This is a genomic window from Streptomyces carpinensis (assembly GCF_002154505.1).
Classification (GTDB): domain Bacteria; phylum Actinomycetota; class Actinomycetes; order Streptomycetales; family Streptomycetaceae; genus Streptomyces; species Streptomyces carpinensis.
The window spans coordinates 1-22925 of the sequence record NZ_MUBM01000039.1; the positions used below are offsets into that span (position 1 = coordinate 1).

Below are 22925 nucleotides of genomic sequence, written 5' to 3' on the forward strand. Positions count from 1 at the left end.
GACGTGGGGTGCGGGCCGGGGCGGATCACGGCGTTCCTGAGTGAACTGGGCGTGGACACCTTCGGGATCGACTTGTCACCCGCGATGATCGAGGTGGCTCGACGGGAACACCCGAGCCTGCGGTTCGAGATCGGATCCATGACGGACCTCTCGCTCGCCGACGACTCGATGGCCGGCCTGGTCGCCTGGTACTCGCTGATCCACGTCCCCGACGACGAGATCGGCTCGGTCTTCGCACACTTCCGGCGGGTGCTGCGGCCCGGTGGCCCACTGCTCCTCGGCTTCCATGTCGGTAGTGAGTCGCGGTTGAAGACGCAAGGCTACGGCGGCCATCCGATGAAGGTCCACGTCCATCGCCGCCGGCCCGGCCAAGTGGCGGCCTGGCTCAGCGATGCCGGCTTCACGGTCGAGGCACGGACGACCCTCAGCTCAGCCGAGAGCACGCTCGGGGGAATCCTCTTCGCCCGCCGGCGGTCTGATCCCCAGTAGGGCCCCAACTCCGCAGCAAGTTCGGCCGATTGTGCAGTCCGCGGTGTGCTCGTCACCAGGCGCACGCNNTGGTGAACATGCGTGCGCCTGTGGGGTGCCATTCGAAGAGCAGGACGGTGGCGTCGTCCGTCAGGCGGTGCTGCTGGTGGTCGAGGATGGCGTGCACGAGGCGGCGCAGGACCTCGAAGGCGGGTTCGCCCGCGGCGGTGGCGCGGAGGATGAAGTCGACGAAGCGCTCCTCCCCGAAAAGTTCGCCGTCCGAGGACCGGGCGTCGACGACGCCGTCGGTGTAGCACAGCACGCGGTCTCCGGGTTCCAGCTGGGCCGCGTGGACACGCCGGGAGATGTCCGGGTGTGCGGGTCCCATCCCGAGGGGCAGCTCGGGAGGGCTGTCGAATGCGCCGGGCACGACGTCCTGGCGGCGCAGCAGGATGGGTGGCGGGTGGCCGCAGTTGGCCCAGCTGAGCTGCCCTGTCGTGCGCTGGAGGTGCAGGAACACACCGGTCGGGGAAGGCCTCGTGGATGGTCTTGTCGATGGTGTCGATGATGCCGGGCAGTTTCCCGCCGCCGCGGCGCGCATTGCGGCAGGCGGCGAGGGCGACGGAGGAGGTCAGTCCCGCGTACAGGTCGTGTCCCATGGCATCGATGACCGCGGCATGCAGGACGTCGCCCAGCAGGGCGTGGTCGAAGGCGTCGCCTCCCAGGTTGTAGGCCGGTTCCAGGATGGCGCTGGAGGTGACGTACGGCGTGCCGATGGTCTTGGGCGGCAGGAAGGCCCACACCAACTCCGCAGGCAGCCCCATGGGCTGTCTGCGCTGTGCGTTGGCGTAGCTGTCGCTGTGCGTTCCCTTGCTGATCAGGACGAAGGCGATGAGGGAGGCCAGGGCCCGGCACCGGTTCAGGACGGCGGCGTTGAGGTTGGGCGCCTGGACGCCCAGAACGCCGATCCGTTCGACGCCGTCCATCACCGGCAGCCACAAGGTCAGCGCGCCGGAGTCGTCCTCGGTGATACGCGCCGAGACGGTCCGGTACGCCCAGCCCGCCAGGGTGGAGTCGATGGGCAGTCGCTGAAGCCAGGTACCGCGGCTGCCGGGAAGAGCAACCAGGTACTCCTGCTGCAGATCGGCGCAGTACAGAGTCAGCCCGATGATCCCCAGAGCCGAGTAGTGGCGCTGGAGCAGTGCCGGCAGATCCTCGGGGGCCAGTTCGTGAAAGGCCTGCATCAGCTCGTTGATGACCGGGTCATCGCCCGGCCCCGCCAGCTCACTCACAGCCGCTCACCCGCTGTAACGCGTCAACCGTCCTGCCTACCCTCCCACCGTAGAAGTCCTGGTCCGATCCCGCCCGACATAGATCGACCACGGGTCTGCGGCGTGGAGTGCTGCTCCTTCGAGGCATCGGGGTGGGCCACGTGGCACGGGGCCTACCTGCCGGAAGACTCGATTCGCAGGTCGGCGGCTTGCCGCACTGGCAGGATCGGGGCCATGTCGACAGATCCCTCGCTGGTCAGAGCCCGTGGGCTCTGGGAAGAGCTGGCCGGAGTGCCGGTGTCGTTCGCGCCGACGGGTGGCGTGAACGTGGTCGTCTCCCCGGAATCGAGGATCTGCCCGGTTGGCTGGGTCGGAGTGGTCGCTCTGGGTGGGTCGGCGATCGTGACGGCGCCGAGCGAAGGTGATGCCGTGATCGTTCGCGAGGCACTGAAAGGGCTGCCGGCGCACGATGTCGTGGATGGCGTACTGATCCCGCAGGTGCTGCCCGTTGCCCGGGTGCTCGGGCCGGCGACTTTGGCGTACGTCTCCCTGGAGAGTTTCCGCCCGGCACGAGCCGATGCGTTGACGGTAATGGAACTGCCGGCCAGTCGTCCGGAGCTGCGGCGTCTGGATCAGGCGGCTGGTGATGAGGACGCCGGTGAAGCCGCTCTCGACGAGATCACCTCGCCCGCGTTCGTGATTCGTGAGGAAGGTCGGGTCATCGCTGCTGCCGGATACAGAACCTGGCCGAGCCGGACCGCCCACATCGGCGTACTGACGGCGCCCGAGGCGCGAGGACGGGGACTGGCACGGGTGACGGGTTCGGCAGCGGTTGCGCACGCGCTCGCTGCCGGGCTGCTGCCGCAGTGGCGCGCGCGGCCTCCTGCCTCCCGGCGTGTTGCGGCCGCATTGGGGTTCGAGGAGTTCGGCTCGCAGCTCAGTGTCGAGCTCGCTCAGGACCTGTCCCGCCGATCGGCTCATGGGCCGGGGGGTGGAGCTCGACGCGATCTGGCAACCTGTCAGGCTCATATGGCCGACTGAGGGACGGTTGGGGCCCGACGCCTCCGGGAGCCGCGCTCGAGAGCAGCCATCGGACGGTCAGGCGGCCGGGGGTGGCAGGGAGGCGTCCAGCAGGGAGAGAAAGGCGGAGGCCGCGGGTGACGGTGTGAACCGGCTCCAGACGAGGCGCTCCACCCGTATCGGCCCGTTGGTGATTGGCACACACCGCAGTCCGTGCAGTTCGGCGGTGAACGTCGCGGGCAGCAGGGCGATGCCCAACCCCTGGTGGACCATCCGGACCATGAGCTCGACACCGGACACCTCGAAGGCGACCTCGCGTCGCAGGCCGGCGGCCGCGAACGCCTGGTCGGACTGGGCGCGGGCGGCGCTGCCGTCGGCGAAGTCCACAAACACCTCTTCGGCGAGGAGGCGAAGGTCCACCTCGTGGTGCGCTGCCAGCGGGTGGCCCGGGGCGACCACCGCGACATGCTGCCCGCGGCCGAGCTCCCTGTCACTGACGCCCTGCGGCCCGAAATCGGGCTGTACGCCGAGGAACGCCGCGTCCAGCACGCCTTCACGCACCTGCTCGACGAGCCGCTCGCTGGAGCCCGTCCGGAGACTGATCCGTACCTGGGGATAGCGCAGGCGGTACTCCCGGAACACCGCGGGGAGATCGACGGCCGCCACGGTGGGGATCGAGCCGACGGTCAATGTGCCCCGTATCTCGCCGGTGGCCGCCGCCACCTCCGCCCTGGCCCGCTCGGCCGCTTCCAGGGCCTGGCGGGCGGCGGGCAGGAACGCCTCTCCGGCGGCGGTCAGCCGCACCCGGCGACTGGTCCGCTCGAACAACCGGGCACCCAACTCCTTCTCCAGCCGGGCCACTTGGTGGCTCAGCGCGGACTGGACGATGTGGCACTGCTCGGCGGCGCGGGTGAAATTGGCGGTTTCCGCCACCGCGAGGACGTAGCGCATCTGCTGGAGATCCATCGATCAATCGTGAAACACGATGGATCGGATGACAAACATGCGTTGGACCAATGGATGCCTGCTCCGCGATGCTGAACAGGGGCAGGCCGCGGCAGCCGTCGACCGGCCACCGCCCCGGACCGACGACGTCCAAAGCCGTCCGCCCCCTCGTACCGCCACCGGCGCCCCGGGCGCCCCGACCCCGCGGAGACACCCATGCGCGTGATCGACTTCGACCACCTCGTCCTGAACGTCGCCGACATCGAGCGCTCGCTCGCTTTCTACACCGGCCCTCTGGGCCTGCGGCCGGTGCGGGTGGAGGAGTGGCGGGCGGGCCAGGTCTCCTTCCCCTCGGTGCGGGTGAGCCCCACCACCATCATCGACCTCGTCAAGGCGCCCCACGAGCAGCCGGAGGGCTCCAACGTCGACCACATCTGCCTGGTGGTCGAGCCGCTCGACTGGCAGCAGGTCGTCGATTCCGGCGTCTTCACGGTTCTGGACGGCCCCGGGGAGCGCTTCGGCGCGCGGGGCACCGCGGTCTCCCTCTATGTGCGGGACCCGGACGGCAACACCGTGGAACTGCGCTGGTACCCGCAGGACGCATGACGGCCCCCGCGGCGCCCCGTCGGAGCCCCTGGAGTTCGATCGGGCGGCCTGCCGGGTATTGGCCGGGCAGGGCCGCGGACGACCACCTTGGTCGGTGCGCGTGCGGGACACGGGTCGGGCTTCGCGCGACCCGCTCCGTCCGGGACGGGGGAGGCATCGGTGGCCGGGCGTGCCGGTATGAGTGGCGGGTGTATGGCGTGTGACCTCACGGCCGGCAAGGCTCCGCTGCCGGGCGGGAACGTGCTGCGGACCGGCTCCTGGGTTGTCGAGCACTGTGTCGGGCCGCTGGGGCTGGGCACCCTCGTGGTCAAACCGGCTCGGCATCTGGTCCATGTGGCCGAGTTGACGGCGCGGGAGTCCAGTGAGCTGGGGCCCTTGCTGCAGCGGGTGAGCGCCGCCGTCACCGCGGTGATGGCCCCGGTGCAGGTCTACGTGTGCCTGTGGTCGCATGCCGGCGGAGTTCCCGGCCACATCCACTTCGTCGTGCAGCCGGCAGGGAAAGAGGACATGACCCGGTTCGGCTCCTTCGGTCCCGCGCTTCAGGTGGCCATGGGAGAGGCCGGGCGTCTCCCTGAGCCGGCGGAGGTGGAGCGAGTCTGTGACCGGTTGAGGGAAGCACTCGGTTGACCTGGTCTGCCGGCTCAGGCCGGCGGACTTCGTTCCCCTCACCCGCCGGGGCGCGCTTGCTCCGGGTCAGCAGCCTGCTCATGTGCCAGGGATCCGCCGGGCAGACTCGTGGCGGCAGGGGCTGCCCGGAGCGCCGTACGTCTGACCGGGCACCGTGCAAGACGCCCTCGAAGGCTGCTCGGCAACCTGGTGCACCGCCCGGAACCGGTTCTTCGGGAAGTGAGTGGGGGCTGGGAACCCGCCGTTTCAGGCCTGCGCTCGGCTAAGCCGGGCCTCATTTCTTTGACCGCGCGCGGTGGCTGTGCCGCATCCCCAGCCAGGCACAAGGAATAGCAAAGAACAGGTGCGCATAGTCCCCCGAGCGCGGGAGACGTTGGTCACGTCCGGCACCGGTCGGGGTGGCTGCTCGGGGGGCAGACGGTCACCCTCGCAGCGGGCCGGCCGGTGTCGTGGCGGTCGCCTGCCCGCAGCGGTGTGTGGGGACAGCGCGTGACTCCGCCTCACGCTGCCCAAGACTTGCGCAACCCTTAAACTGTCATCGTGGAGATGATCGATGTGAAGGCCTGGGAGACCGCCGTGCTCGACGGCGGGCCGGCCGACGGCTTGCGCATGAAGGTTTCCGACCGGCCCCGGGTGATCCAGGTGACCTACCCCTGCCCGGTCGAGGCCGCCCCGCCCGGCGTGCGGGCGGAAGGCGTCTACATCTACCGCCGGGACTACGGCGTGACGAGCGAACCGCTGCGGTACGGCTTCGACGCGGCCAGCCCGTGAGGCGAACGGAGCACCGCGTCAGTGGACTGCGCGGCTCTCCGTCGTCGGCCGGGCCGCCTCGGTGTCCTCGGGAGCGGCCTGGCTGAGCCGGGGCGCCGCCTCGGCGGCGCTGTCCTCGGCCCGGGCGGCGGAGGGCTCGGAGGTGCTCCCCTCCTCCTTCATGGCCTTGGCCTCGCTCTTGAGGATGCGCATGGACTTGCCGAGCCCGCGGGCCGCCTCGGGCAGCTTCTTCGAGCCGAACAGCACGATGATCACGATCGCCACGATCAGCAGGTGCCAGGGCTCCAGTCCGTTGCGGAACATCCCGTCCACCCCTCCTCTTCACCGGACAGCGGCACCGCCCCGGAGCGGCGGCACCGTCTGCTCTGATTGCTACATTGCGCAACTGTACAACCAAGGACCGGGTTCGGTCGTCTCCACCGCATGAGTCGGACCGCCGAGGACGGCCTGGGCCGACTCGGGCGCCCTACGAGTCGGCGGGAGACAGCTCAGCGCACGGTCGTGAAAACCCCAGCGCAGTGCAGCACCCGCCCGACCGGTTCGCACAGGTACCGGCGAAGCGCTACAGCCATCCACAGGCGAGGCCAGGGCGCAGGCACCTCGCGCACCCCGCGCCCCGGTCTCAGGCGTCGGAGTCCGGCTTACCGCGCGCCGCCGCGTACGCCTGGGACGGCGTCATGGACACACCGTTGAGGGTGACCGTCCTGTATGTGCTCACCTTGGCGCAGGTCTTGGCCTGATCGGCGGTGGAGGCGTGGGCGTTGGAGACCGCGCTCCCGGTGTCGGCGGGTGCGGGCGAGGACGAACTGTCCGGGTAGGTCGTGCCGCTGGGCCAGTCGCTGCCGATCACCAGGATCAGGCGGTTGCCGGTGCCCTGCTTGAGGCGCGAGTCGGGCAGGCCGAGCGCCTGGGCGGCCGTCCGGGCCTCGGCCTCCTGCCCGGGGCCGTAGGTGAGGCTCGTGGTGGTCGCGTGGCTCGGGGCGTTGGCCGTGGACGTACCGGAGCCGAAGCCCTGTTCGGTGAGGGTGGTCGCGATGGCGGAGGCACGGCCGGTGATGGTGGTGCCGTTCTCCACCGTCACCGCGATCTCGGACGCGGGCACGGGCGGGGCGGTGGCCGTGGGCTTCGTGGTCGCGGTGGCCGCCGTGGACTTCCCACCGGATCCGGTGGTCAGGGACTGGTCGCTTGCGATGGTGGAGAAGAGGGAGCCGGCACCCGCGCCGACCACCACACGGTCGCGGTTGTTCGGATCTGGGGCGGTCTGCATCGTCGTGAAGGTCATGCGCTTGGTGGGGACCTTGTTCAGGTCCGCCGCGAGCGCGACCAGCTTCTTCACACTGCCGAGGCCGTCGTCCACGGTCAGTGCCTTGGTGGCCGCATCGGCCAGGTCGTAGACCGCGGCGGGATCGGTCAGCGTCCCCGCGCTCTTGAACTTACGGATCATCGCACTGAGAAAAATGTGCTGGGAGACGGTACGGCCCAGGTCGCTGCCGTCGCCGAAACCGTGCCGGGAGCGGACGAACTCCAGGGCCGCGACGCCCTTGAGGGTGTGGGTTCCCTTGGACAGCTTCAGGTGCGAGTAGGTGTCGTAGACGTCGTCGCTGACGCAGACGGGCACGCCGCCGACAGCGTCGGACATCTTCACGACCCCGGAGAAGTCGAGCTTGACGAAGTGGTCGATGGTGATGCCGGTGAGCTGGTGGACGGTGGCCACCTGGCAGGCGGGGCCGTACTGCAGCGCGCTGTTGATCTGGCCGTAGTAGCCGGCCGTCGATTGGCCGCTCGCGCTGTCCTTGCAGGCCGGCACGTGGGTCATGGTGTCGCGCGGGATGCTCATCACGGTGGCGTTGGACCGGTCGGCGGATATGTGCACCACCATCTGCACGTCCGCGTTGCTGCCGGTCTGCACCCCGGTCCTCGAGCACCCGCCGCCGAGCTGGCAGTCGGCCTGGCTGGTACGGCCGTCCGACCCCATCACCAGGATGTTGATCGGAGTGCGGCCGAACGCGTCCGCCTTCTCCGTACCGCCCTTGCCGTCCAGGGAGACGCTGTTGATGTTGCCGTTCAGGTGCTGGTAGAACCACCAGCCGACGCCGGCCGTGCCCAGCACCAGGAGCGCCAGACAGATCCCGGCGATCCGCAGCACCCGCCTGCCGCGACCCACCGGGCGCACCCGGCGCCGCGCCGCTGCGCGCCCGCCTCGCGTGGCCGCCTTTGCCGCGGCCCGGCCGCCCGCGGGCCGCGCCGCCCCTGGCGCGGCCTCCCGCTGTACGGGCACCCGGCCGGTGCGGCTACGCGTGGCTCTGTCCCCCGGGCCGTCCCACGGGTCGCTCATCGTCCCACTCCCATGAACGGTCGGGCCCGACAGGCCGGCCGTCGTTGCGACGGCCGGGCGTCAGCGGCGATGTACGGGCAGGCGGGGCATGCGCACCCCACCTTAATTGCGTAGTTGCGCAATCTAACAAACCCACGGTCCGAGCAGTACGGATCCTCACGCGATTCATAAGTGAGGCATCTCATGGGACTGCCTCGAACCGGGTTGCGCTCGCCTGAGCCGGTACGGCAGCGCACAGCGAGTCGCCGTGATCACCATGCGGTGAGGGATCGCCCGTCACGGGTCGGGTGCTTAGCGGCAGCGTACGCGATCGGATTCCTCGAGGGCACGGGGGTGCCCGCGTACGTGCTGCTCACAGCCCCTCGGGCGCGGGACGTCCGCGGTCAGCCGGGGCGGCCCACCGAGGCGGGAGCGCTGCCACGACGTCGCTCGTATCGGGCCCTGGCTGCCACGAGGCCGACGCCGTAGAGCACCAGGACGGCGGTGAGCAGCAGGTAGTACACGGCAGGCAGGGCGGTCAGGCCGAGCACCGGACCCAGCGGTGAGGGGGGCAGCGCCAGACCGATGGCGGCCAGCGTGAGCGCGGCCCACGCGACCGGGCCCGGCCCGCGGTGTTCGGCACCGCGACGGGCGGCGCGCAGCAGCACCATCACCAGGGCCTGGGTGATCAGGTTCTCGGTGAACCAGCCGGAGTGGAACACCGCCTCGTCGTCCCCCGTCCCCGGCCCGTGCAGGGCGAGCGCGAGGACGCCGAAGGTGGCCAGGTCGGCGAAGGCGTTGAGTACTCCGAAGCCCGTGATGAAGCGCAGGAGGCCCCGTGGGTTGAGCACGGTGGGCCGGTGCAGCACGGCGGGGTGGGGGCGGTCGTGGGCGAAGGTGAGCTGGGCGGCGTCGAAGCAGAGATTCTGCGTCAGGACCTGTGCCGGAAGCATGGGCAGGAAGGGCAGCAGGAGACCGGCGGAGAGCATCGCGAGGACGTTGCCGAGGTTGGACGACAGCGTGATGCGCAGGTAGGTGGCGATGTTGCCGCCCGCGTACCGGCCCGCGGTGACGGCGTGGGCGATCGCGGTGAGGTCCTTCTCGGCGAGCACCACGTCCGCGCTTTCCCGGGCGACGTCGGCGGCTTCCCGAGGGGCGATGCCGACATCGGCGGCGCGCAGCGCGGGCAGGTCGTTGGCACCGTCGCCGAGGAAGCCCACCGTGTGCCCGGCCCTCCGCAGGGCCCGGATGATCCGGGCCTTGTGCTCCGGGGTGCAGCGCGCGAAGACAGTCGTGCGAACCGCGGCTTCGGTGAGTTCGGCGTCGTCGAGGGTGTCCACGCGGTCGGCGGTGAGCACGGCATCCTCGCCGACGGGGATACCGAGATCGAGGCACGCGCGCGTGGCCGTTCCCGGATGGTCGCCGGTGAGGACCTTGACGGTGACACCCCGGTCGATGAGGACCTCGAGCGCGTCGGCGGCGGTGGGCGCCAGCGCGTCCCGGAGGGTGATCAGTCCGCGGAAGGCGAGGCCGCGCGCATCGGCCGGCGTGTAGTCGCGCCTGCGGGCGGAACGCTCTGCCGTGGCCACCGCCAGGACACGCACGCCGCCGTCGGCCTGTCGGGCGGCGAGGCCGCACAGCCGCTCGCGCTCGTCGTCCGCGAGTGCACACCGTTCCAGTACGGCCTGGACGTCGCCCTTGACGACCAAGGTGTGGGAGCCGAGCCGGCCGGGGGTCTTCACCACTGCGGTGGCGAGGCGACGGTCGGGAGCGAAGGGCACGGCCGCGACCCCGTCGTACGCCAAGAGCTCGTCCTCGCCGACCGCGTCCAGGACGGCCTCGTCGAGGGCGTCGGGTTCCGGCAGGTCCGCGAGCTGGAGGGCCCACCACGCGTTGACGGCGGCCCAGTGCAGGACGTCGGGGTCCTCCCGGCCGTCCGGGCCCAGGGAGCGGTCGACGACCGGTCGGTCCTGGGTGAGGGTGCCGGTCTTGTCCAGGCAGAGCACGTCGACGGCGCCGACGTCGTGCAGGGCGGGCAGTCGCTTGACGATCACGCCGTGCGCGCGGGCCAGCAGCGAGGCACCGCGGGCCAGACAGACGGTGACGAGGACCGGCAGCATCTCCGGGGTCAGCCCGACCGCCACCGCCACGGCGAACGGCAGCGTCTCCAGGCCGCGCCCGCGCAGCGCCGCGTTCGCCATCAGCACCAGCGGCGGAGTCAGCAGCATGAACCGGATGAGGATCCAGGAGATGCCGTGGACGGAACGGTCGAAGGCGCTCGCCTCCGGTCGGTCCGCGGTGCCGTCGTGCGCGGCGGCGAACCGGGTGTGCGCGCCGGTCGCGGTGACCACCGCGGTGGCGCTGCCGGAGGCCACGCTGCTGCCCTGGAAGCAGAGCTGCGGCTGCTCGAACACCCCGCCGTCGGTCGCACATGCCAGGTCATCAGCGGATTTGGCGACGGGTGCCGATTCTCCGGTGAGCGCCGCCTGGTGCACGGTCAGGCCGCTCGCCCGCAGCAGGCGTACGTCCGCCGGCACCAGATCACCTGGCCCCAGCCGGATCACGTCGCCGGGCACCAGCTCGGCCACGGGTAGCTCGCGGGCGGACGGGGCGGCTTCCTCGTCGGTCCGCCTGAGGGCGGTGGCCGTCGTGGCGACCAGCTCCCGCAGCGCGGCCGTGGACCGGTTGGCCCGGTGCTCCCCGGAGGCGCGCAGTACGCAGCTGACCACGACGAGCAGGAGGATCACCGCGGCGGTGCCCCAGGCGAAGACGGCTGCCGAGACCAGACCGAGGCATCCCAGCACCGCGGTGAACGGGTCCCGCAGGCTGCGCACGAACAGTCGTGGCCAGGAGACTTCGCGCCGGTCCGGGGCAGTGTTCCCACCGAGCCGGGCCAGACGATCCTCGGCCTGCGTCTCGGTCAGTCCGCGCGGGCCGCTGTCCAGCCCTCGCAGCACCTCCAGCACAGTCGGGGCGGAGGCTACCGGGGGGGCCTCCTGGAGGGCGGCGCCTACGGCCGGCGGACCAGGTGTCCCGGCGTCCTGCCCCGCCGCCGCGGTGGTCTCAGCCACCGGTCCCGCGCAGCTCACGCACCGGCGCAAGGGCATGCTGCGAACGTGCGGTCAGCTGTCCGACCATCACGCGCACCACGGTGACGATGTCGGGATCGTCGACGTAGTAGACCTGCCGCCGGCCCTCGCGGCGGGAACGGACGAGCCCGGCGAGCTTCAGCTTGGCCAGATGCTGACTGACCGCGGGCAGCGCACCGCCCACCCGTTCGGCGAGATGCGTGACGTCGCACTCACCCTGCGACAACGCCCACATCAGGTGCAGCCGGGCCGAGGAGGCGAGCAGCCCGAACGCGGCGGCCGCCTCGGCAAGGACTTCGGCGGACGGATCCTCGAAACCACCGACGTTCCCCGTCACAGCCTTCTCCCCTCCCGCCCGCTTCACGGCCGACTCCCATGCGCCCACCCAGTGTAGGCGCCCGGTGGGGCCGTGGACCGCATGCCAAGGCTGCTGCGGGAATGGGTGGCCTGGAGGCTCCGATCGCGATCGGAGCCGGACGTCGACGCGGTCCGCCTCGAGGATCTTGCCGGTGGCGGTCATCGTGCAGGCTGTCGACGATGCCGGCGTCCGGCCGACAAGATCGGCGCAGGCAGCACCCCGGCGTACGAGGAGGAGGCCGGGCGGCGCGGTGGTGTGGTTCGAGTTCGGCGGCGACGGCGGCCGATGAGTTCCGGGGCCCGCTGGGGTCTACCCCTGGACAACCGAAAGCCGCTCACGACCTCTGTGAGGGAACATGACCACCCACGCACTACCACCCGTCGTCGACGCCGCAACCTGGGAGCGCCGACTCCAGGCGCTGCGTGCCCGGGAGAAGGCCGCGACACGGGAGCTTGACTCCATCGCCGCCGAGCGCCGTCGCCTGCCGATGGTCGAGATGCCCGACTACACCCTCGAAGGCGAGGACGGTCCCGTTCGGCTGGCGGACGTCTTCGAAGGCAGGAGGCAACTGATCGTCTACAACCACATGTGGTTCGCGGGCAAGGAATGGCAGTGCCCGGGCTGCACGGGGTTCACCTCGCAGTACACCCGCCTGGAGTTCCTGGACAACTACGACGCGCGATTCGTCATCGTCACCCAGGGCCCGATCAAGGAGGCACTGGCCTACAAGCAGCGGGTCGGCAACCGGATGACCTGGTACTCGACGGCCGACAGCTCCTTCGGGGCCGACGTCGGCGCACCGCCCGACGGAGGATTCGCGGTCAACGTGTTCCTGCGGGACGGCGACACCGTGTACCGCACCTGGCACACCAACGGCCGGGGCACCGAGCAACTCAGTCACTCGTTCGCGCTGATCGACCTCCTGCCGTACGGACGGCAGGAGGAATGGCAGGACTCGCCCGAGGGCTGGCCTCAGTCGCCCACCTACAGCCGGTGGACGACGTCCCAAGACATCGCCGCGCTCTACGGCCCGGACGCCGACGGCGACTGAACGGCCGGCAGGAGCGTTCAGCGGCTGCGTCAGGCCACCGATGGCCCAGTCCTGGGCCGGCGGCCGGCGCCGGAGTGGGGGAAGCGGACCGCGGAGCAGCTGCGGGCGGAAGGTCCGGGCGCGTCCCGCAGGGTTCGCCCGGAAACGTACGGCGCACGCGGTCCGCACGCCCGGGGCCGTCACGGAGTGCGGAACCCCCGAAAGGTCACATGTGTGCGGGTCTTGAAGCCGAGCCGCTCGTAGAGTGCGATCGCGCCGGTGTTCGCCTCGGCCACGTGCAGGAAGGGACGCTCGTCGCGGGCCACGATGCGCGCGACGAGCGCACTGACCAGGCGGGCGGCGTGGCCTCGCCCGCGCGCCTCGGGAGCGGTGCAGACGGCGCTGATCTCGGTCCAGCCCGGAGGCCGCAGCCGTTCACCCGCCATCGCCACCAACGTGCCGTGGTCACGGATGCCGAGATAGGTGCCGAGTTCACGGGTGCGCGACCAGAACGGCCCCGGCTGGGTCCGCGCGACGAGGTCGAGCATCTCGGGCACGCTGTCCGGACCCAGTTCGACCACACCGGTATCGGTCTCGCCCTCGGTGTGATCGGGCAGGCCACTGCCGGGCCGGATCATCTGGCGGCCCTCGAGGACGAACACCGGCTCCCAGCCCGGCGGCGGGGTCGCCGGGCAGCTGAACATGTCGGCGAGCTGGCCCGGACCGAGCAGCCGAGCGAGGTCGGCCCATTGCGCCGCCTCAGGGTCGGCGGGCACCGCGGAGAAGGTAGCGACCCCCGGCAGGTAGGTGGCGGCCCGGCCGAGCCGGCGGGCGAGATGTGCGTGGCGGCCGCGGAGTGACTCGCCCACCGGGTCGTCGAGTGCGACGGCGTCGCGGTCCGCCATCGTGCTGTACCTCTCCTGTCGTGCGCGGTCGGTCGTCCGGGCGATGCGGCCCGGTCCACTCGGCGCCGAGGGTGTCTCCGACTCCGCAGGCGCGGCGAGCTCGAGCCGACCCGACCGATCTCCACCGGGCCCCGGTAAGGAGTCCGATCGTAGACAGGCACCTCCGCGCGGATGGGAGGGGCCGCTCGGACACCGGGATCCACGTCGCGGGCGCCGGGCCTCCCAGCGCCCCACGATGCGGCCGTCGCCGGCCGCCGGATACTGAGCACCAGCGCCGTCGCCTCCGTCCTCGAGGGCACCCTCCTGCCGCACCACGACCTCCCGGGAAACCTTCGTCCACCGCTGCCCCTCCCCCAGGGCAGTTCCAGAGGCGCGCCGGGCGGTTGAAGGCCACTGGTGGTCGCCGGGCATCCAGCCCGCCCTGATCGCTGCCGCGGCCGTGTCGCTTCCGGGCGGGTTCGGGGTCGCCTACGAAGCGCCGACGCTTTCCAGCAGGAGGTGGAGATCGTGGGCGGCTTCGACACTGGCGAGCGTCGAGGCCGCCAGGACGGCTGCGGTCGCGGCGGCCAGGACCGGATGTCGTGGCACGGGTGGAGCGAGGAGGGCGGCGACACGCCGGGGCACCGGACCGGCCGAGGCGAGTGGGTTGCGCCGCCCTCGGCCGAGGAAGCCGAGGACGGCTCCCGCCGCGCGGGAGAGCGCCGAGGCGCGGTGGGAGGCGAGGGCGGCCTTGCCGACCGTGCGGGCGACCCGCCTGCGGTCGCCGGTCGCGTCGGCCGCGTTCTCGTCGGCCCAGCGTTCGATGGTGTACGTGACGGCGGTGGCGAGGGGGCGCAGCAGGGGGTTGGCGGCGGCGCCGAGCTGGGCGAGGGCGACGAACGCGTAGTGGTGGGCGGTCAGGTGGGCACGTTCGTGGGCGAGCAGGATGGCGTGCTCGGTCTCGTCGAGGGTGTGCAGCATGCCGGTGGAGACGACGATCCGGCCGGGCAGCCCGGGGACCGCGAAGGCGTCCGGGGCCTCGTCGTCGATGACGACCAGGCCGTCGTGGGCGGGCATGCAGGCGGCGTCCAGCGCGGCGGTGGTGAGGCTGAGGGCGCGGCGCCAGAGCATGCGGGAGGCCATGATCACGGCGCCGCCGAGCAGCAGTCCGGCGAGGAGGGCGATGGAGAGCTCGGTGGGGTCGTCGTGCTGGGCGGTGTGCGCCGAGACCGGTGATGGCCAGCAGTCCCAGGGAGATGGTGCTTGCCGCGCCCAGAAGCAGGGAGGAGGCGGTGAGCAGCCAGGTGGCCAGGCGCGGCTCGCACCGCTCGGCCAGCGGCCGGGCGCCGAGCGGCGCGAGAAGGCAGAGCAGCAGCGGCAGGTAGACGGCGATGTGCATCCGCGGGGCCCTGCTTACCGGTGAGAGGCGTGCTGGGGGCCGAGCAGCCGGCGCAGCAGGTCGGCGTCGGTGTCGGACAGTGCGTCGGCGAAGCGGGCGAGCACCGCTTCGCGGTCGGGTCGTTCCTCGAGGACGGAGCGCATGCGGCGGGCGGCGAACCCGGCGTCGTCCGTCACGGGCGTGTACGCGTAGGCCCTCGCGTACGGGGTGCGGACGAGCAGTTGTTTGGTGTGCATGCGGGTGAGGATCGTCACCACGCTGCTGTAGGTCAGCTCGCCGCCGAGGCGTTCGGTGACCTCGCCGGGGGTCAGGGCGCCCTCACCCTGCTGCAGCAGGGTGAGGATCTCCGCCTCGCGTGCGCCGTTGGGCCGCTTGGGGCCCCGGTCGTGCGTGGAACCGCCCATGGGGTTTGTCGTTCTCCCGCTCATCTTCCACACCTGCGCAGAACTTCTACGGCGGTGTAAATACTGCCGTCTCCCGAGTGTGTCATGCATTCCTGTGCCGGAGACGGCCCCCGTACCCCGCAGCGGCGTGCGGCAGAAACGGAACCTGGTGTTCCAGGCCCTCGACCCGCTGGATGACACCCGGCCACTGACCACGCCAGCACCGTGGGTGTGTTCCTGGTCGCGGGCGTGCCCGTCCGCACCTTCGCGCTGTGGCAGGTCACCGGCGGCCGCAGGGACGGCGGGGCTGATTCTGGACGAGTACGTCCTGGGGACGAGCATCCCGAACGTCGAGCGCTGCCCGCTCCCCCCGGTCGGGCTGATCGTCGTTGCCTCCCTGCTGCCGCCGGCCCTGGAACTCCAGCGCGGCCGCCGCAAGGGAACGCGGACCCGGAAGCACGCCCCATGAAGATCGCCTTTCCCGCTCCGGCGCCACCCTGTCCACCGCGCTCGTCCTGGGCCTGGACCGCGGCGCCGCGACCCGCCGGAGTCGAGCATCCTCGCCGTCACGGCGATCGCGTTCGCCGCGGGCTCGCCGGCGGCAGCCTCGGCTCCCTGCCCACTGCGCTCGGTACCGCGCTGCGGGTCAGTCCGTGGGCAGCCCGGGGACTTCGTGCTCGCGCAGGGGGCCGACCTGCCAGCCGTGCGTCCGGCAGGCATCGAGGACGTGGGGCAGTGCACGCAGGGTGGTGCGCCAGGAGCCGGTGGCGGAGGTGCAGTCGGAGTCGTGCAGCAGGATGGTGCCACCGCCACGCAGGTCCCGCAGGACGGTGTCCGTGACGGATCGGGGGGTGGCCCGGCGGCGCCAGTCCTCACCCCAGCAGGTCCACAGCACCGGGGCCAGGCCGAGGCGACGGCAGGCCAGGTGAGCGGCGGTCGTCATCACCCCGTAGGGCGGCCGGAAGAGCGCCGGCGGCCGGCCGGTGACGTCGGCCACGGCGTCACGGGCGCGGGCGAGGTCGTCGTAGGTGGCACGAGGGCCACGCACCAGCAGGGGGCGGTGGTGCCAGCCGTGGACGGCGATCTCGTGCCCGGCGGCGGCCATCTCCTTCGCCAGCCCGGGCGAGCGGACCAGCATCGAGCCGAGCAGGAAGAAGGTGGCACGCATTCCGCGCGCCTGAAGGAAGTCGAGGAAGTGCGGGGTGGACAGGTGGTCGGGGCCGTCGTCGAAGGTGAGGGCTATGTGGTCCGGGCGGCCCTGCCCGGACAGGCGCGGCATGGCCGTGTTGCGCAACGGCCCGAACGTGGAGATCACGGGTGCGGCGTGCAGCGCGGCGAGCGCGGGAAGAACCGCGGCCGAGGCGAGCAGGGCGGGACGTGCCTGGGTCATCGCCTGTCTCCGTCCAGGTAGTGGGCAACGGCGGTGAAGCGGGCAGGGGCTTCCGTGTACGCGTAGGCCAGCGGGGCGGCGACACCCAGCGAGACGGTGGCGGCCGCGGTGACGGCCGCAAGGGCGATCCGCCGCCTGCCCGGGCGGCGCGCCGTCGGCGGCGCAGGTGGTGAGGGCCGGGATCCGGTTCGAGCGGCGATGGCGGGCACCGGGCCGGGGCCGAATCGATGCAGGGCGATTCCCGCAGCGCGCTGGGCCTGGCCGCGCGGTCCGTCCAGGAGCTCGGTGAGCACGGGCCCCAGATCCCCGGGGCCACGGATCCAGGCCGCCAGGCCCGCCTCGTCCAGCGCCTCGGCGTTGGTGCGGCCGTGGCCGGGGATGCAGCGGTAGCTGGCCACGGGCAGCCCGGCGGCGAGCGCCTCCAGCGAGGTCAGTCCGCCGGCGTTCTGGACCAGCACGTCGCAGGCGTGCATCAGCCCCGGCATGTCGTCCACCCAGCCGAAGACGTGCTCGATGCCGTCCCGGCGCAACTGCTCGGCAAGAGCGTGGTTGCGCCCGCACACGACCACCGGTACCGCGATGCCCGTCTGCTGTATCTCGGCGGCAGCCCGCCGCACCGGACCGACCCCCCACGACCCGGCGACCAGCAGGGCCAGCGGTGCGTGCGCGGGCAGGCCGAACCGGGAGCGCGCGGCGGCCCGTTGCCCGCCGGCGGCGGGGACGAAGCGGGGATCGGTGACGGGGCCGGCGACGGTGACCGCGGCCGCGCCCTGAGCGTGGGCTTGGGCCGCGGGAACCGGGTGCACGGCCAGGTGTGCGTCGATACCGGGGGCGACCCACAGGGCGTGGACGGAGAAGTCGGTCAGATAGGTGAAGGCCGGCACCGTCAGCAGGCCGCGCCGCCGCAGCGCGCCGAGGACCTGACTGGCGCCGGGGTAGGTCGAGACGACCGCGCATGTGTCCGGCGCGAGCGTCCGCAGCACCCGGCGCTCGGCGCTGCGGAACAGCGTCCGCCACACCGCACCGGGCCGCGCGGCATGGTCGGTGGCCTTGTAGATGCGCTGGTAACCCTCCGGCGCCCAGGTCAGCAGGCGGTGGTAGCCGCCGCACAGCAGCCTGCCCGCACGCGCGGGCAGCAGGTCGAGGAAGTCATGGCGGTCCACGGCGAATCCGTGCGCGGTCAGCCGGTCGGCCAGCCCGGCGGCCGCGCCGTCGTGCCCGGCGCCGACACTCGCGGAGATGACCGCGATCCGCCCGGGGCCCGGACGCTGCGCTGGTGCGGCGGACGGCGAAGGCGCCAGGCCACGCAGCAAGTCGTGGCGGTCGGGCATGGTCGATCAGCCTCCTGACGAGAACGGGGCACGGCCGGGCATGCCCCGAGCCAGGGCGGCACCGCGCGCGGGCCGAGGGCACGCCTGTTCGCGGACCTGGGCCACGACTCGATGACGGCGCCGCCGACAGCCGAAACTACTACATGATGTAGAACTTGAGGAACGGCCACCTCGAAGCGAGGAGTTCGGGCGCGGTCCGCCGACTCGGCGGACCAGGAGACGGGCGCCGCCGAATCTACTACTAGATGTAGAAATAGATGTGGCGCAGGACTACGCAGAAGGGGGAAGGCGCGTCATGGCAGCAGGCTCCATGACCGTCGCCGGGGCGCTGGATCCGCAGGCGCTGCTGGCGAGGTTCGGCGCGTGGGCGGTACTGGTCGTGGTCTTCGCCGAGACCGGGCTGCCCGCCCTCGGCGTCTTCCTGCCCGGGGACACCCTGCTCCTGCCGGCCGGGCTGGCGTGCTCACTCAGCACGCTGGGCGCCGCCCGGCTGTCTCTGCCCCTGGTACTCGCGTGCGCGGGCGCGGGCTCGCTCGCCGGCGCGCAGACCGGGTTCTGGCTGGGGCGACGCGGCGGCCGGTCGATGCGGCTGCGTCGGCTGGAAGGCCGGGGCCAGGCCCGCATGGAGCGCGCCGAGGCGCTGTTCGCACGATACGGGCCCCGGCGGGCGGTGCTGCTGGGGCGGTTCGTGCCGGTGGTGCGCACCCTGGTCCATCCGGCAGCCGGGCTGCTGGACATGCCGACGGCGTCCTTCACCCTCTGGCAGGCCGTGGCCGGGCTCGCCTGGTCCCAGTCACTGGTGCTGGCCGGGTACGTCCTCGGCGAGAGCGGGAGGCGGGGAGCGGCGTTCCTGGCCCCCGCCATCGCCGCGGTCGTCGCCGTGGGACTGCTGCCCACCGTCATCCAGTGGCTCCGCGCCCGCCGGTCCGACCGCCACCCGGTCGCGGTGGACCGTGCGGTGCCTGCGGCGGACACACCGCCCCGGTCCCGGACGGATTCCGGACAGACGCGATGCCGGTGACCTCACCCCCGGCGGACACCACCCCATCCGGCGAGCACCGCCGCCGCCTGTCCTGCCGCTGCCCGACACGCGCCGGGCCCCATGCACCACGGGATCGCCGCCGCCCTCCTGATGCCGATCCGGCGGATTCCTCGCGCTCTTTGCCCATCAAAGCCACAACGTGGCCACCAGGTCCTGTCGTCGAGTTCCCGTCGTCCGCCCGCAGGGCAGACGGGAGTTCGAAACAGGGCCAGGCAGAGCCTCGCCCCGGTCAGTCGCCGTGCAACAGCTGCTGCAACAGCCGCTCGTCCTCCGCCGACAGCTCCGACACGAACCGGCTCAGCACCGCGGCACGGTCCCCGCCCTCGTCCAGCAGCGAGTGCATCCCCGCCGCCGCGAGCCCGGCCTGGTCGTCCACGGGCGCATACACATGGCCGCGCCCCTCGCGCCGCCGGGTCACCAGCCCCTTGTCGCACAGCCGCGTCAGAATCGTAAGAACCGTCGTGTACGCGGCACCGGCCACCTTCGCCTGGACCACCGACGCCGTCACCGGCTCGCCGGCCGCCCACAGGGCAGCCAGCACCTCGCCTTCCAGCTCACCCCGCGCACGCCGCCGGGCCTCCCTGCGGCCGCGCTCACCGCCCGTCACCCGGCGCCTCCTCTGCAAGGCCGTCTTCGACCCGTTCAAGCTACTACGGGACGTAGAAGAACAACCATCTCCGACAGCGAGCCGATCCCGGGCCGCCCGGCGGTGCCTCACAGCCGATCGGCCTGGTGAGCGGCCGAACCCGAGGCCTCACCGTGGAGGCGGCGGGGAGGCACTCGCGTCCCGGTGGCACGGCGAGCTCGAGAGTCAGGTCAGTCGGACGTGCGACCGCGCACGGCCTGCGCCGCGTGCTCGGCGGCCGCGGCGGTCCGGGCGGCGGCTCGGGCGGCACGCCCGGTCACCTTCCAGGCGAGGACGCGCAGGGCTCCGGGACCGGGAGGGAAGATGCCGAGCTGTCCGAGCATCGTGACGTCGTCGCGCACCGCCTCGTGTCGCACCACCTTGCCGTCCCGCAGGCGCAGCACATGGATCTGCTCGAAGTCGATCTCGGCTCCAGTGGGCGGGACCGCCTGGTCGAGGGCGCCGTCGCGGTAGCGGACGAAGGGACCGGTGTGCCGGCCCCGCATGCGCAGCCGCACCCACACCTGTTCGCCCTCGTGGGCCAGGTCGAGAACGGGGAATCGCAGGTCGGTGAAGGCAGAACGCATCCACGCCCCGGACGCCAGCACGCCGGCCGGACCGGGGATCGAGCAGGCGGCCGGGGAGACGACCGATTCGCGATTGGTGAAGTCCTCGTGCACGACCTCGGCAGCCAGCGCCATGTCCCCGGTCTCCAGGACCTTGAAGAGACCGAGGGCCACGTCCTTGGCTTCCATCCCCATCGGTTCATCCCTCTCGCGCACGCGGTGGTTCACCACCCACGGCAGTCGGCCACCACGGGCTCCGTCTCGACCCTGCCTCGCTATTGAGGTTATCCAGCGCCTATTGAATAGATCAAGAGAGTCTTGTTTTGGCTACACTGACCCCCATGCCCACCAAGCGCAGCTATGTCTCACCCCGAAGGGAGCAGGCCGCCGCCCAGACGCGTGCGCTGATCCTCCAGGCGGCGATCCGCCTGTTCGCCGAACGCGGCTACGGGCTGGTCACCGTCGCGGACATCGCGGGCGAGGCCGGCGTCTCCTCCAAGACCGTCTTCGCGAGCGTCGGGAGCAAGAGCGACATCCTCAACGAGATCGTCGATACGGCCGTGCACGCCTCCGGCTACGCACAGGCCATGCGGCAGGTGCTCGCCGGACAGGACCCCGAGTCCGTACTCAGAGCGGTGGCCCACGGCACCCGGGCGGGCAACGAGGGCCAGTTCACCGTGCATGAGGCCATCCACAAGGCTCTGCCGTCCCATGAGGACGGCGCGGCCCTGTGGGAGCGCGCCACCGCGGACTACCGCGACGCGCTCCGCGACGCCGCGCACCATCTGCACACCCTGGCGCCGCTCGCGTGGCCGGTGGAGGAGACGGCAGACCTCCTGTGGTTCTGGTTCGGCCCGAACAGCTGGCGCACCCTCGTGACGGAGAACGACTGGTCCTGGGACAGGGCGGAGGCCTTCCTCCTCCGCACGGCGATCGCCACGCTCTGCACACCGTGAGGGACCTCGGGACGGCGTGCGGCCACGACAGCGGCTCCCCGCCCCGTCCCCGGACTCAGGCGCCGGCGTCCAGGACCGCGCGGAAGCGCGCCCTTCCGGAGAGCATGTGCTCGTACGCCTTCGGCGCCTCGGACAACGGGAACACCTCGACGCGGGGCCTGATCCCGTTGGCGGCGCTGAAGGACAGGTTGTCCTCGTTCTCGATCGGGGTTCCGGTCAGGTGGCCCTGGATGGTGCGCGTGCCGAAGAGCAGCTCTGCGGTGTTCACCTGGATGGGGTCGGCCGCTGCGCCGAGGACGATGAGCCTGCCGCGCGGGGCGAGTCCGGCCACCAGGGGGCTCATGGAGGCTCCGCTGGCGGCGGTCGCGATCACGGCTGACGCACCACCGAGGTCCTGGAGGGCCTCGGCGACGTCCTCTTCGGTGCTGTCGATGTAGTGATGGGCCCCGAGCCGGCGGGCCAGCGGCTCCTTCTCACGGCCCCGGGCGATGGCCACGACCCGGTGTCCGAGACTGCGCGCGTACTGGAGGGCGAGGTGTCCCAGCCCGCCGATGCCCTGCACTGCGACGAGTGCGCCCGGTCGGGAGTCGATCTGCTGCAGCGCCGTGAACGTGGTCAGGCCCGCGCACAGCAGCGGGGCCGCCTCGGCGGCCGGTACATCGTCGGGAATTCGCACGAGACCGCTGGCCCGGGCGTAGGCGACTTCGGCGTAGCCGCCGTCGACCGTCGTTCCGGTCTGCGCCTGGTTGGTGCAGTTGACGAAGTCTCCGCGTCGGCACGGATCACATTCCCAGCAGTGCCCGGCGAGAAAGCCGACGCCGACGCGTTCACCGATCCGCCAGGCGCTGACGCCCGGACCCACGGCTTCGATCAGGCCCACGATCTCGTGCCCGGGCACGATCGGCTGCTCAGGGTCGAGACGCAGCCCCTCGGCGGCCAGGACGTCGGTGTGGCAGATGCCGCAGTACTCGACCCGCACCCTGACCTGGTTCGGGGCGGGATCGACCAGTTCCCGGTCGACGAGACGGAAGTCACGGGTGCCGGTGACCTCCACGGCCCTGTACGTAGCCATGCGTTGCTCCTTGCGATCGTTGGCGTGCGGCTCAATATGACCGACCATCTTGAACATTGCAACCGCCCGCTTCGACGGCCCGCGGTCAAGCCCGGCACTCACGTTTGACGAACAAGACGACCGTTCATATTCTCTCGTGCGAGGGAAGAGGAGTGAGCCCGTATGCCCAGGCCCAGCGTTCGCGAGCAGTTGGTCGATGCCGCCATGGAGTGTTTCCATGAGCGCGGGTTCAACGGCACGGGGATCCAGGACATCGCCCGCACGGCCGGCGTCCCCAAGGGGTCGGTGTACAACCACTTCGACAGCAAGGAAGCACTGGCCGCCGAGGTCATGGACCGGTACGCGGTGTCCCGCAGGCTGGAGATGCTGCGGGACGAGTCCCTCGCTCCCGTGCCACGCCTCCGCGCCCATTTTCGGTACCTCGCCGAAGATCTGGAACGATTCCTCTTCGAGCGCGGGTGCATGTTCGGGAACTTCGGCACGGAGCTCTCGAACCAGAGCGCCGCGATGCGCGGCAACGTCGATTCCCGTCTCAACCTCTGGGCCTCCGCCGTCACACAAGTGCTCGAAGAGGCTCGCGCGGCGGGGGCTCTCACCACCTCGCTCGCCCCCGACCAACTGGGACAGTTCCTCGTGAACGCATGGGAAGGCGCGGTGCTGCGCGCGAAGGTGGCCCGGAGCCGGAACCCTCTGGACGGCTTCTTCGAGGTTTTCGACTCACTCGTCGCCTGAAGCCCTGCCCTTCCGTCACACGCCGAACAGGTCAGGCTTCGCACTC

At 71.6% G+C, this 22925-nt stretch carries 24 protein-coding genes; 10 read left to right on the forward strand and 14 right to left on the reverse strand.

The genetic code is table 11. The features are described from left to right. Positions 1-489 (forward strand): class I SAM-dependent methyltransferase (locus BZY54_RS06590; RefSeq protein ID WP_107419664.1); only part of this gene is annotated, 489 nt, incomplete at its 5' end. 52 nt (positions 490-541) lie between these two features. On the opposite strand, the gene BZY54_RS55000 is transcribed toward BZY54_RS06590, so the two are convergent. Then, positions 542-1069, reverse strand: coding sequence for a PP2C family protein-serine/threonine phosphatase (locus tag BZY54_RS55000; RefSeq protein ID WP_425276265.1), 528 nt, complete (start codon positions 1067-1069; stop codon positions 542-544). 290 nt (positions 1070-1359) lie between these two features. Here BZY54_RS55000 and BZY54_RS55005 point away from each other — a divergent pair, with 290 nt between their 5' ends. Both BZY54_RS55005 and BZY54_RS06600 read left to right on the forward strand, forming a co-directional pair. Further along, positions 1360-1560 (forward strand): hypothetical protein, encoded by a 201-nt coding sequence (locus BZY54_RS55005; protein WP_341868673.1) that lies wholly within the window; start codon positions 1360-1362, stop codon positions 1558-1560. 413 nt (positions 1561-1973) lie between these two features. After that, entirely contained in the window at positions 1974-2780 is an 807-nt protein-coding gene (locus BZY54_RS06600) for a GNAT family N-acetyltransferase (RefSeq protein WP_086723598.1), read from the forward strand. Positions 2781-2837: 57 nt separating this feature from the next. Here BZY54_RS06600 and BZY54_RS06605 read toward each other — a convergent pair whose 3' ends face one another. Beyond that, complete coding sequence (locus tag BZY54_RS06605; RefSeq protein WP_086723599.1) at positions 2838-3725, reverse strand: LysR family transcriptional regulator; 888 nt, start codon at positions 3723-3725, stop codon at positions 2838-2840. Between the two features lie 195 nt (positions 3726-3920). On the opposite strand from BZY54_RS06605, the gene BZY54_RS06610 reads away from it, so the two are divergent. The 3 genes from BZY54_RS06610 (at position 3921) to BZY54_RS06620 (ending at position 5708) form a co-directional block, all read left to right on the forward strand. Beyond that, positions 3921-4310, forward strand: coding sequence for a VOC family protein (locus BZY54_RS06610; RefSeq protein ID WP_086723600.1), 390 nt, complete (start codon positions 3921-3923; stop codon positions 4308-4310). 192 nt (positions 4311-4502) lie between these two features. Beyond that, a complete protein-coding gene (locus tag BZY54_RS06615; RefSeq protein WP_244217001.1) occupies positions 4503-4937 on the forward strand; it encodes an HIT family protein in 435 nt (144 codons plus the stop codon). Between the two features lie 546 nt (positions 4938-5483). Beyond that, positions 5484-5708 (forward strand): hypothetical protein, encoded by a 225-nt coding sequence (locus BZY54_RS06620; protein ID WP_208640575.1) that lies wholly within the window; start codon positions 5484-5486, stop codon positions 5706-5708. A gap of 18 nt (positions 5709-5726) precedes the next feature. Here the strand turns inward: BZY54_RS06620 and tatA are convergent, their stop codons facing one another. The 4 genes from tatA to BZY54_RS06640 form a co-directional block, all read right to left on the reverse strand. Next, positions 5727-6011: a Sec-independent protein translocase subunit TatA gene (gene tatA, locus BZY54_RS06625; protein WP_086723602.1), complete on the reverse strand. Its 285-nt coding sequence runs from the start codon at positions 6009-6011 to the stop codon at positions 5727-5729. A 319-nt stretch (positions 6012-6330) separates the two neighbouring features. Then, positions 6331-8043, reverse strand: coding sequence for an LCP family protein (locus tag BZY54_RS06630; RefSeq protein WP_244217002.1), 1713 nt, complete (start codon positions 8041-8043; stop codon positions 6331-6333). Between the two features lie 383 nt (positions 8044-8426). Further along, the gene (mgtA, locus tag BZY54_RS06635; RefSeq protein WP_086723604.1) at positions 8427-11093 is read right to left on the reverse strand and encodes a magnesium-translocating P-type ATPase; all 2667 of its coding nucleotides are present in this window, start codon (positions 11091-11093) and stop codon (positions 8427-8429) included. Beyond that, positions 11086-11448 carry an ArsR/SmtB family transcription factor gene (locus tag BZY54_RS06640; RefSeq protein WP_086723605.1) on the reverse strand — a complete coding sequence of 121 codons (363 nt, stop codon included), beginning with the start codon at positions 11446-11448 and terminating at the stop codon, positions 11086-11088. Before BZY54_RS06640 ends, mgtA begins: the two co-directional genes overlap by 8 nt. 376 nt (positions 11449-11824) lie before the next feature. Here BZY54_RS06640 and BZY54_RS06645 point away from each other — a divergent pair, with 376 nt between their 5' ends. Next, complete coding sequence (locus BZY54_RS06645; protein WP_086723606.1) at positions 11825-12520, forward strand: DUF899 domain-containing protein; 696 nt, start codon at positions 11825-11827, stop codon at positions 12518-12520. A 179-nt stretch (positions 12521-12699) separates the two neighbouring features. On the opposite strand, the gene BZY54_RS06650 is transcribed toward BZY54_RS06645, so the two are convergent. From BZY54_RS06650 to BZY54_RS06670, 5 genes are all read right to left on the reverse strand, one after another. After that, entirely contained in the window at positions 12700-13404 is a 705-nt protein-coding gene (locus BZY54_RS06650) for a GNAT family N-acetyltransferase (RefSeq protein ID WP_086723607.1), read from the reverse strand. A 468-nt stretch (positions 13405-13872) separates the two neighbouring features. After that, a complete protein-coding gene (locus tag BZY54_RS06655) occupies positions 13873-14526 on the reverse strand; it encodes a M56 family metallopeptidase (RefSeq protein ID WP_086723622.1) in 654 nt (217 codons plus the stop codon). 270 nt (positions 14527-14796) lie between these two features. After that, positions 14797-15210, reverse strand: coding sequence for a BlaI/MecI/CopY family transcriptional regulator (locus tag BZY54_RS06660; RefSeq protein WP_244217003.1), 414 nt, complete (start codon positions 15208-15210; stop codon positions 14797-14799). A 601-nt stretch (positions 15211-15811) separates the two neighbouring features. After that, positions 15812-16555 carry a polysaccharide deacetylase family protein gene (locus BZY54_RS06665; protein WP_086723609.1) on the reverse strand — a complete coding sequence of 248 codons (744 nt, stop codon included), beginning with the start codon at positions 16553-16555 and terminating at the stop codon, positions 15812-15814. Continuing rightward, on the reverse strand, positions 16552-17886 hold the full coding sequence (locus BZY54_RS06670; RefSeq protein ID WP_086723610.1) for an MGDG synthase family glycosyltransferase: 1335 nt from the start codon (positions 17884-17886) through the stop codon (positions 16552-16554). Before BZY54_RS06670 ends, BZY54_RS06665 begins: the two co-directional genes overlap by 4 nt. Before the next feature lie 295 nt (positions 17887-18181). Here BZY54_RS06670 and BZY54_RS06675 point away from each other — a divergent pair, with 295 nt between their 5' ends. Then, entirely contained in the window at positions 18182-18907 is a 726-nt protein-coding gene (locus BZY54_RS06675; RefSeq protein ID WP_244217004.1) for a DedA family protein, read from the forward strand. A 250-nt stretch (positions 18908-19157) separates the two neighbouring features. Here BZY54_RS06675 and BZY54_RS06680 read toward each other — a convergent pair whose 3' ends face one another. Together BZY54_RS06680 and BZY54_RS06685 are read right to left on the reverse strand one after the other, a co-directional pair. Next, positions 19158-19535 carry a BlaI/MecI/CopY family transcriptional regulator gene (locus BZY54_RS06680; RefSeq protein ID WP_086723611.1) on the reverse strand — a complete coding sequence of 126 codons (378 nt, stop codon included), beginning with the start codon at positions 19533-19535 and terminating at the stop codon, positions 19158-19160. 209 nt (positions 19536-19744) lie between these two features. Continuing rightward, entirely contained in the window at positions 19745-20314 is a 570-nt protein-coding gene (locus tag BZY54_RS06685) for an ester cyclase (RefSeq protein ID WP_086723612.1), read from the reverse strand. Between the two features lie 146 nt (positions 20315-20460). Between BZY54_RS06685 and BZY54_RS06690 the strand changes: the two genes are divergently transcribed. After that, positions 20461-21075: a TetR/AcrR family transcriptional regulator gene (locus BZY54_RS06690; protein ID WP_086723613.1), complete on the forward strand. Its 615-nt coding sequence runs from the start codon at positions 20461-20463 to the stop codon at positions 21073-21075. Positions 21076-21130: 55 nt separating this feature from the next. Here BZY54_RS06690 and BZY54_RS06695 read toward each other — a convergent pair whose 3' ends face one another. Then, positions 21131-22147 carry an alcohol dehydrogenase gene (locus BZY54_RS06695; protein ID WP_086723614.1) on the reverse strand — a complete coding sequence of 339 codons (1017 nt, stop codon included), beginning with the start codon at positions 22145-22147 and terminating at the stop codon, positions 21131-21133. A 162-nt stretch (positions 22148-22309) separates the two neighbouring features. Between BZY54_RS06695 and BZY54_RS06700 the strand changes: the two genes are divergently transcribed. Beyond that, positions 22310-22879 carry a TetR/AcrR family transcriptional regulator gene (locus BZY54_RS06700; protein WP_086723615.1) on the forward strand — a complete coding sequence of 190 codons (570 nt, stop codon included), beginning with the start codon at positions 22310-22312 and terminating at the stop codon, positions 22877-22879. The last annotated feature ends 46 nt before the right edge of the window (positions 22880-22925 follow it).

Coding starts and splice junctions, on each gene's coding strand:
- BZY54_RS55005 (WP_341868673.1), top strand. CDS start 1,360: ATGAGGGAGGCCAGGGCCCGGCACCGGTTCAGGACGGCGGCGTTGAGG.
- BZY54_RS06600 (WP_086723598.1), top strand. CDS start 1,974: ATGTCGACAGATCCCTCGCTGGTCAGAGCCCGTGGGCTCTGGGAAGAG.
- BZY54_RS06605 (WP_086723599.1), bottom strand. CDS start 3,725: ATGGATCTCCAGCAGATGCGCTACGTCCTCGCGGTGGCGGAAACCGCC.
- BZY54_RS06610 (WP_086723600.1), top strand. CDS start 3,921: ATGCGCGTGATCGACTTCGACCACCTCGTCCTGAACGTCGCCGACATC.
- BZY54_RS06615 (WP_244217001.1), top strand. CDS start 4,503: ATGGCGTGTGACCTCACGGCCGGCAAGGCTCCGCTGCCGGGCGGGAAC.
- BZY54_RS06620 (WP_208640575.1), top strand. CDS start 5,484: ATGATCGATGTGAAGGCCTGGGAGACCGCCGTGCTCGACGGCGGGCCG.
- tatA (WP_086723602.1), bottom strand. CDS start 6,011: ATGTTCCGCAACGGACTGGAGCCCTGGCACCTGCTGATCGTGGCGATC.
- BZY54_RS06630 (WP_244217002.1), bottom strand. CDS start 8,043: ATGAGCGACCCGTGGGACGGCCCGGGGGACAGAGCCACGCGTAGCCGC.
- BZY54_RS06645 (WP_086723606.1), top strand. CDS start 11,825: ATGACCACCCACGCACTACCACCCGTCGTCGACGCCGCAACCTGGGAG.
- BZY54_RS06650 (WP_086723607.1), bottom strand. CDS start 13,404: ATGGCGGACCGCGACGCCGTCGCACTCGACGACCCGGTGGGCGAGTCA.
- BZY54_RS06655 (WP_086723622.1), bottom strand. CDS start 14,526: ATGGCCTCCCGCATGCTCTGGCGCCGCGCCCTCAGCCTCACCACCGCC.
- BZY54_RS06660 (WP_244217003.1), bottom strand. CDS start 15,210: ATGAGCGGGAGAACGACAAACCCCATGGGCGGTTCCACGCACGACCGG.
- BZY54_RS06665 (WP_086723609.1), bottom strand. CDS start 16,555: ATGACCCAGGCACGTCCCGCCCTGCTCGCCTCGGCCGCGGTTCTTCCC.
- BZY54_RS06670 (WP_086723610.1), bottom strand. CDS start 17,886: ATGCCCGACCGCCACGACTTGCTGCGTGGCCTGGCGCCTTCGCCGTCC.
- BZY54_RS06675 (WP_244217004.1), top strand. CDS start 18,182: ATGGCAGCAGGCTCCATGACCGTCGCCGGGGCGCTGGATCCGCAGGCG.
- BZY54_RS06685 (WP_086723612.1), bottom strand. CDS start 20,314: ATGGGGATGGAAGCCAAGGACGTGGCCCTCGGTCTCTTCAAGGTCCTG.
- BZY54_RS06690 (WP_086723613.1), top strand. CDS start 20,461: ATGCCCACCAAGCGCAGCTATGTCTCACCCCGAAGGGAGCAGGCCGCC.
- BZY54_RS06695 (WP_086723614.1), bottom strand. CDS start 22,147: ATGGCTACGTACAGGGCCGTGGAGGTCACCGGCACCCGTGACTTCCGT.
- BZY54_RS06700 (WP_086723615.1), top strand. CDS start 22,310: ATGCCCAGGCCCAGCGTTCGCGAGCAGTTGGTCGATGCCGCCATGGAG.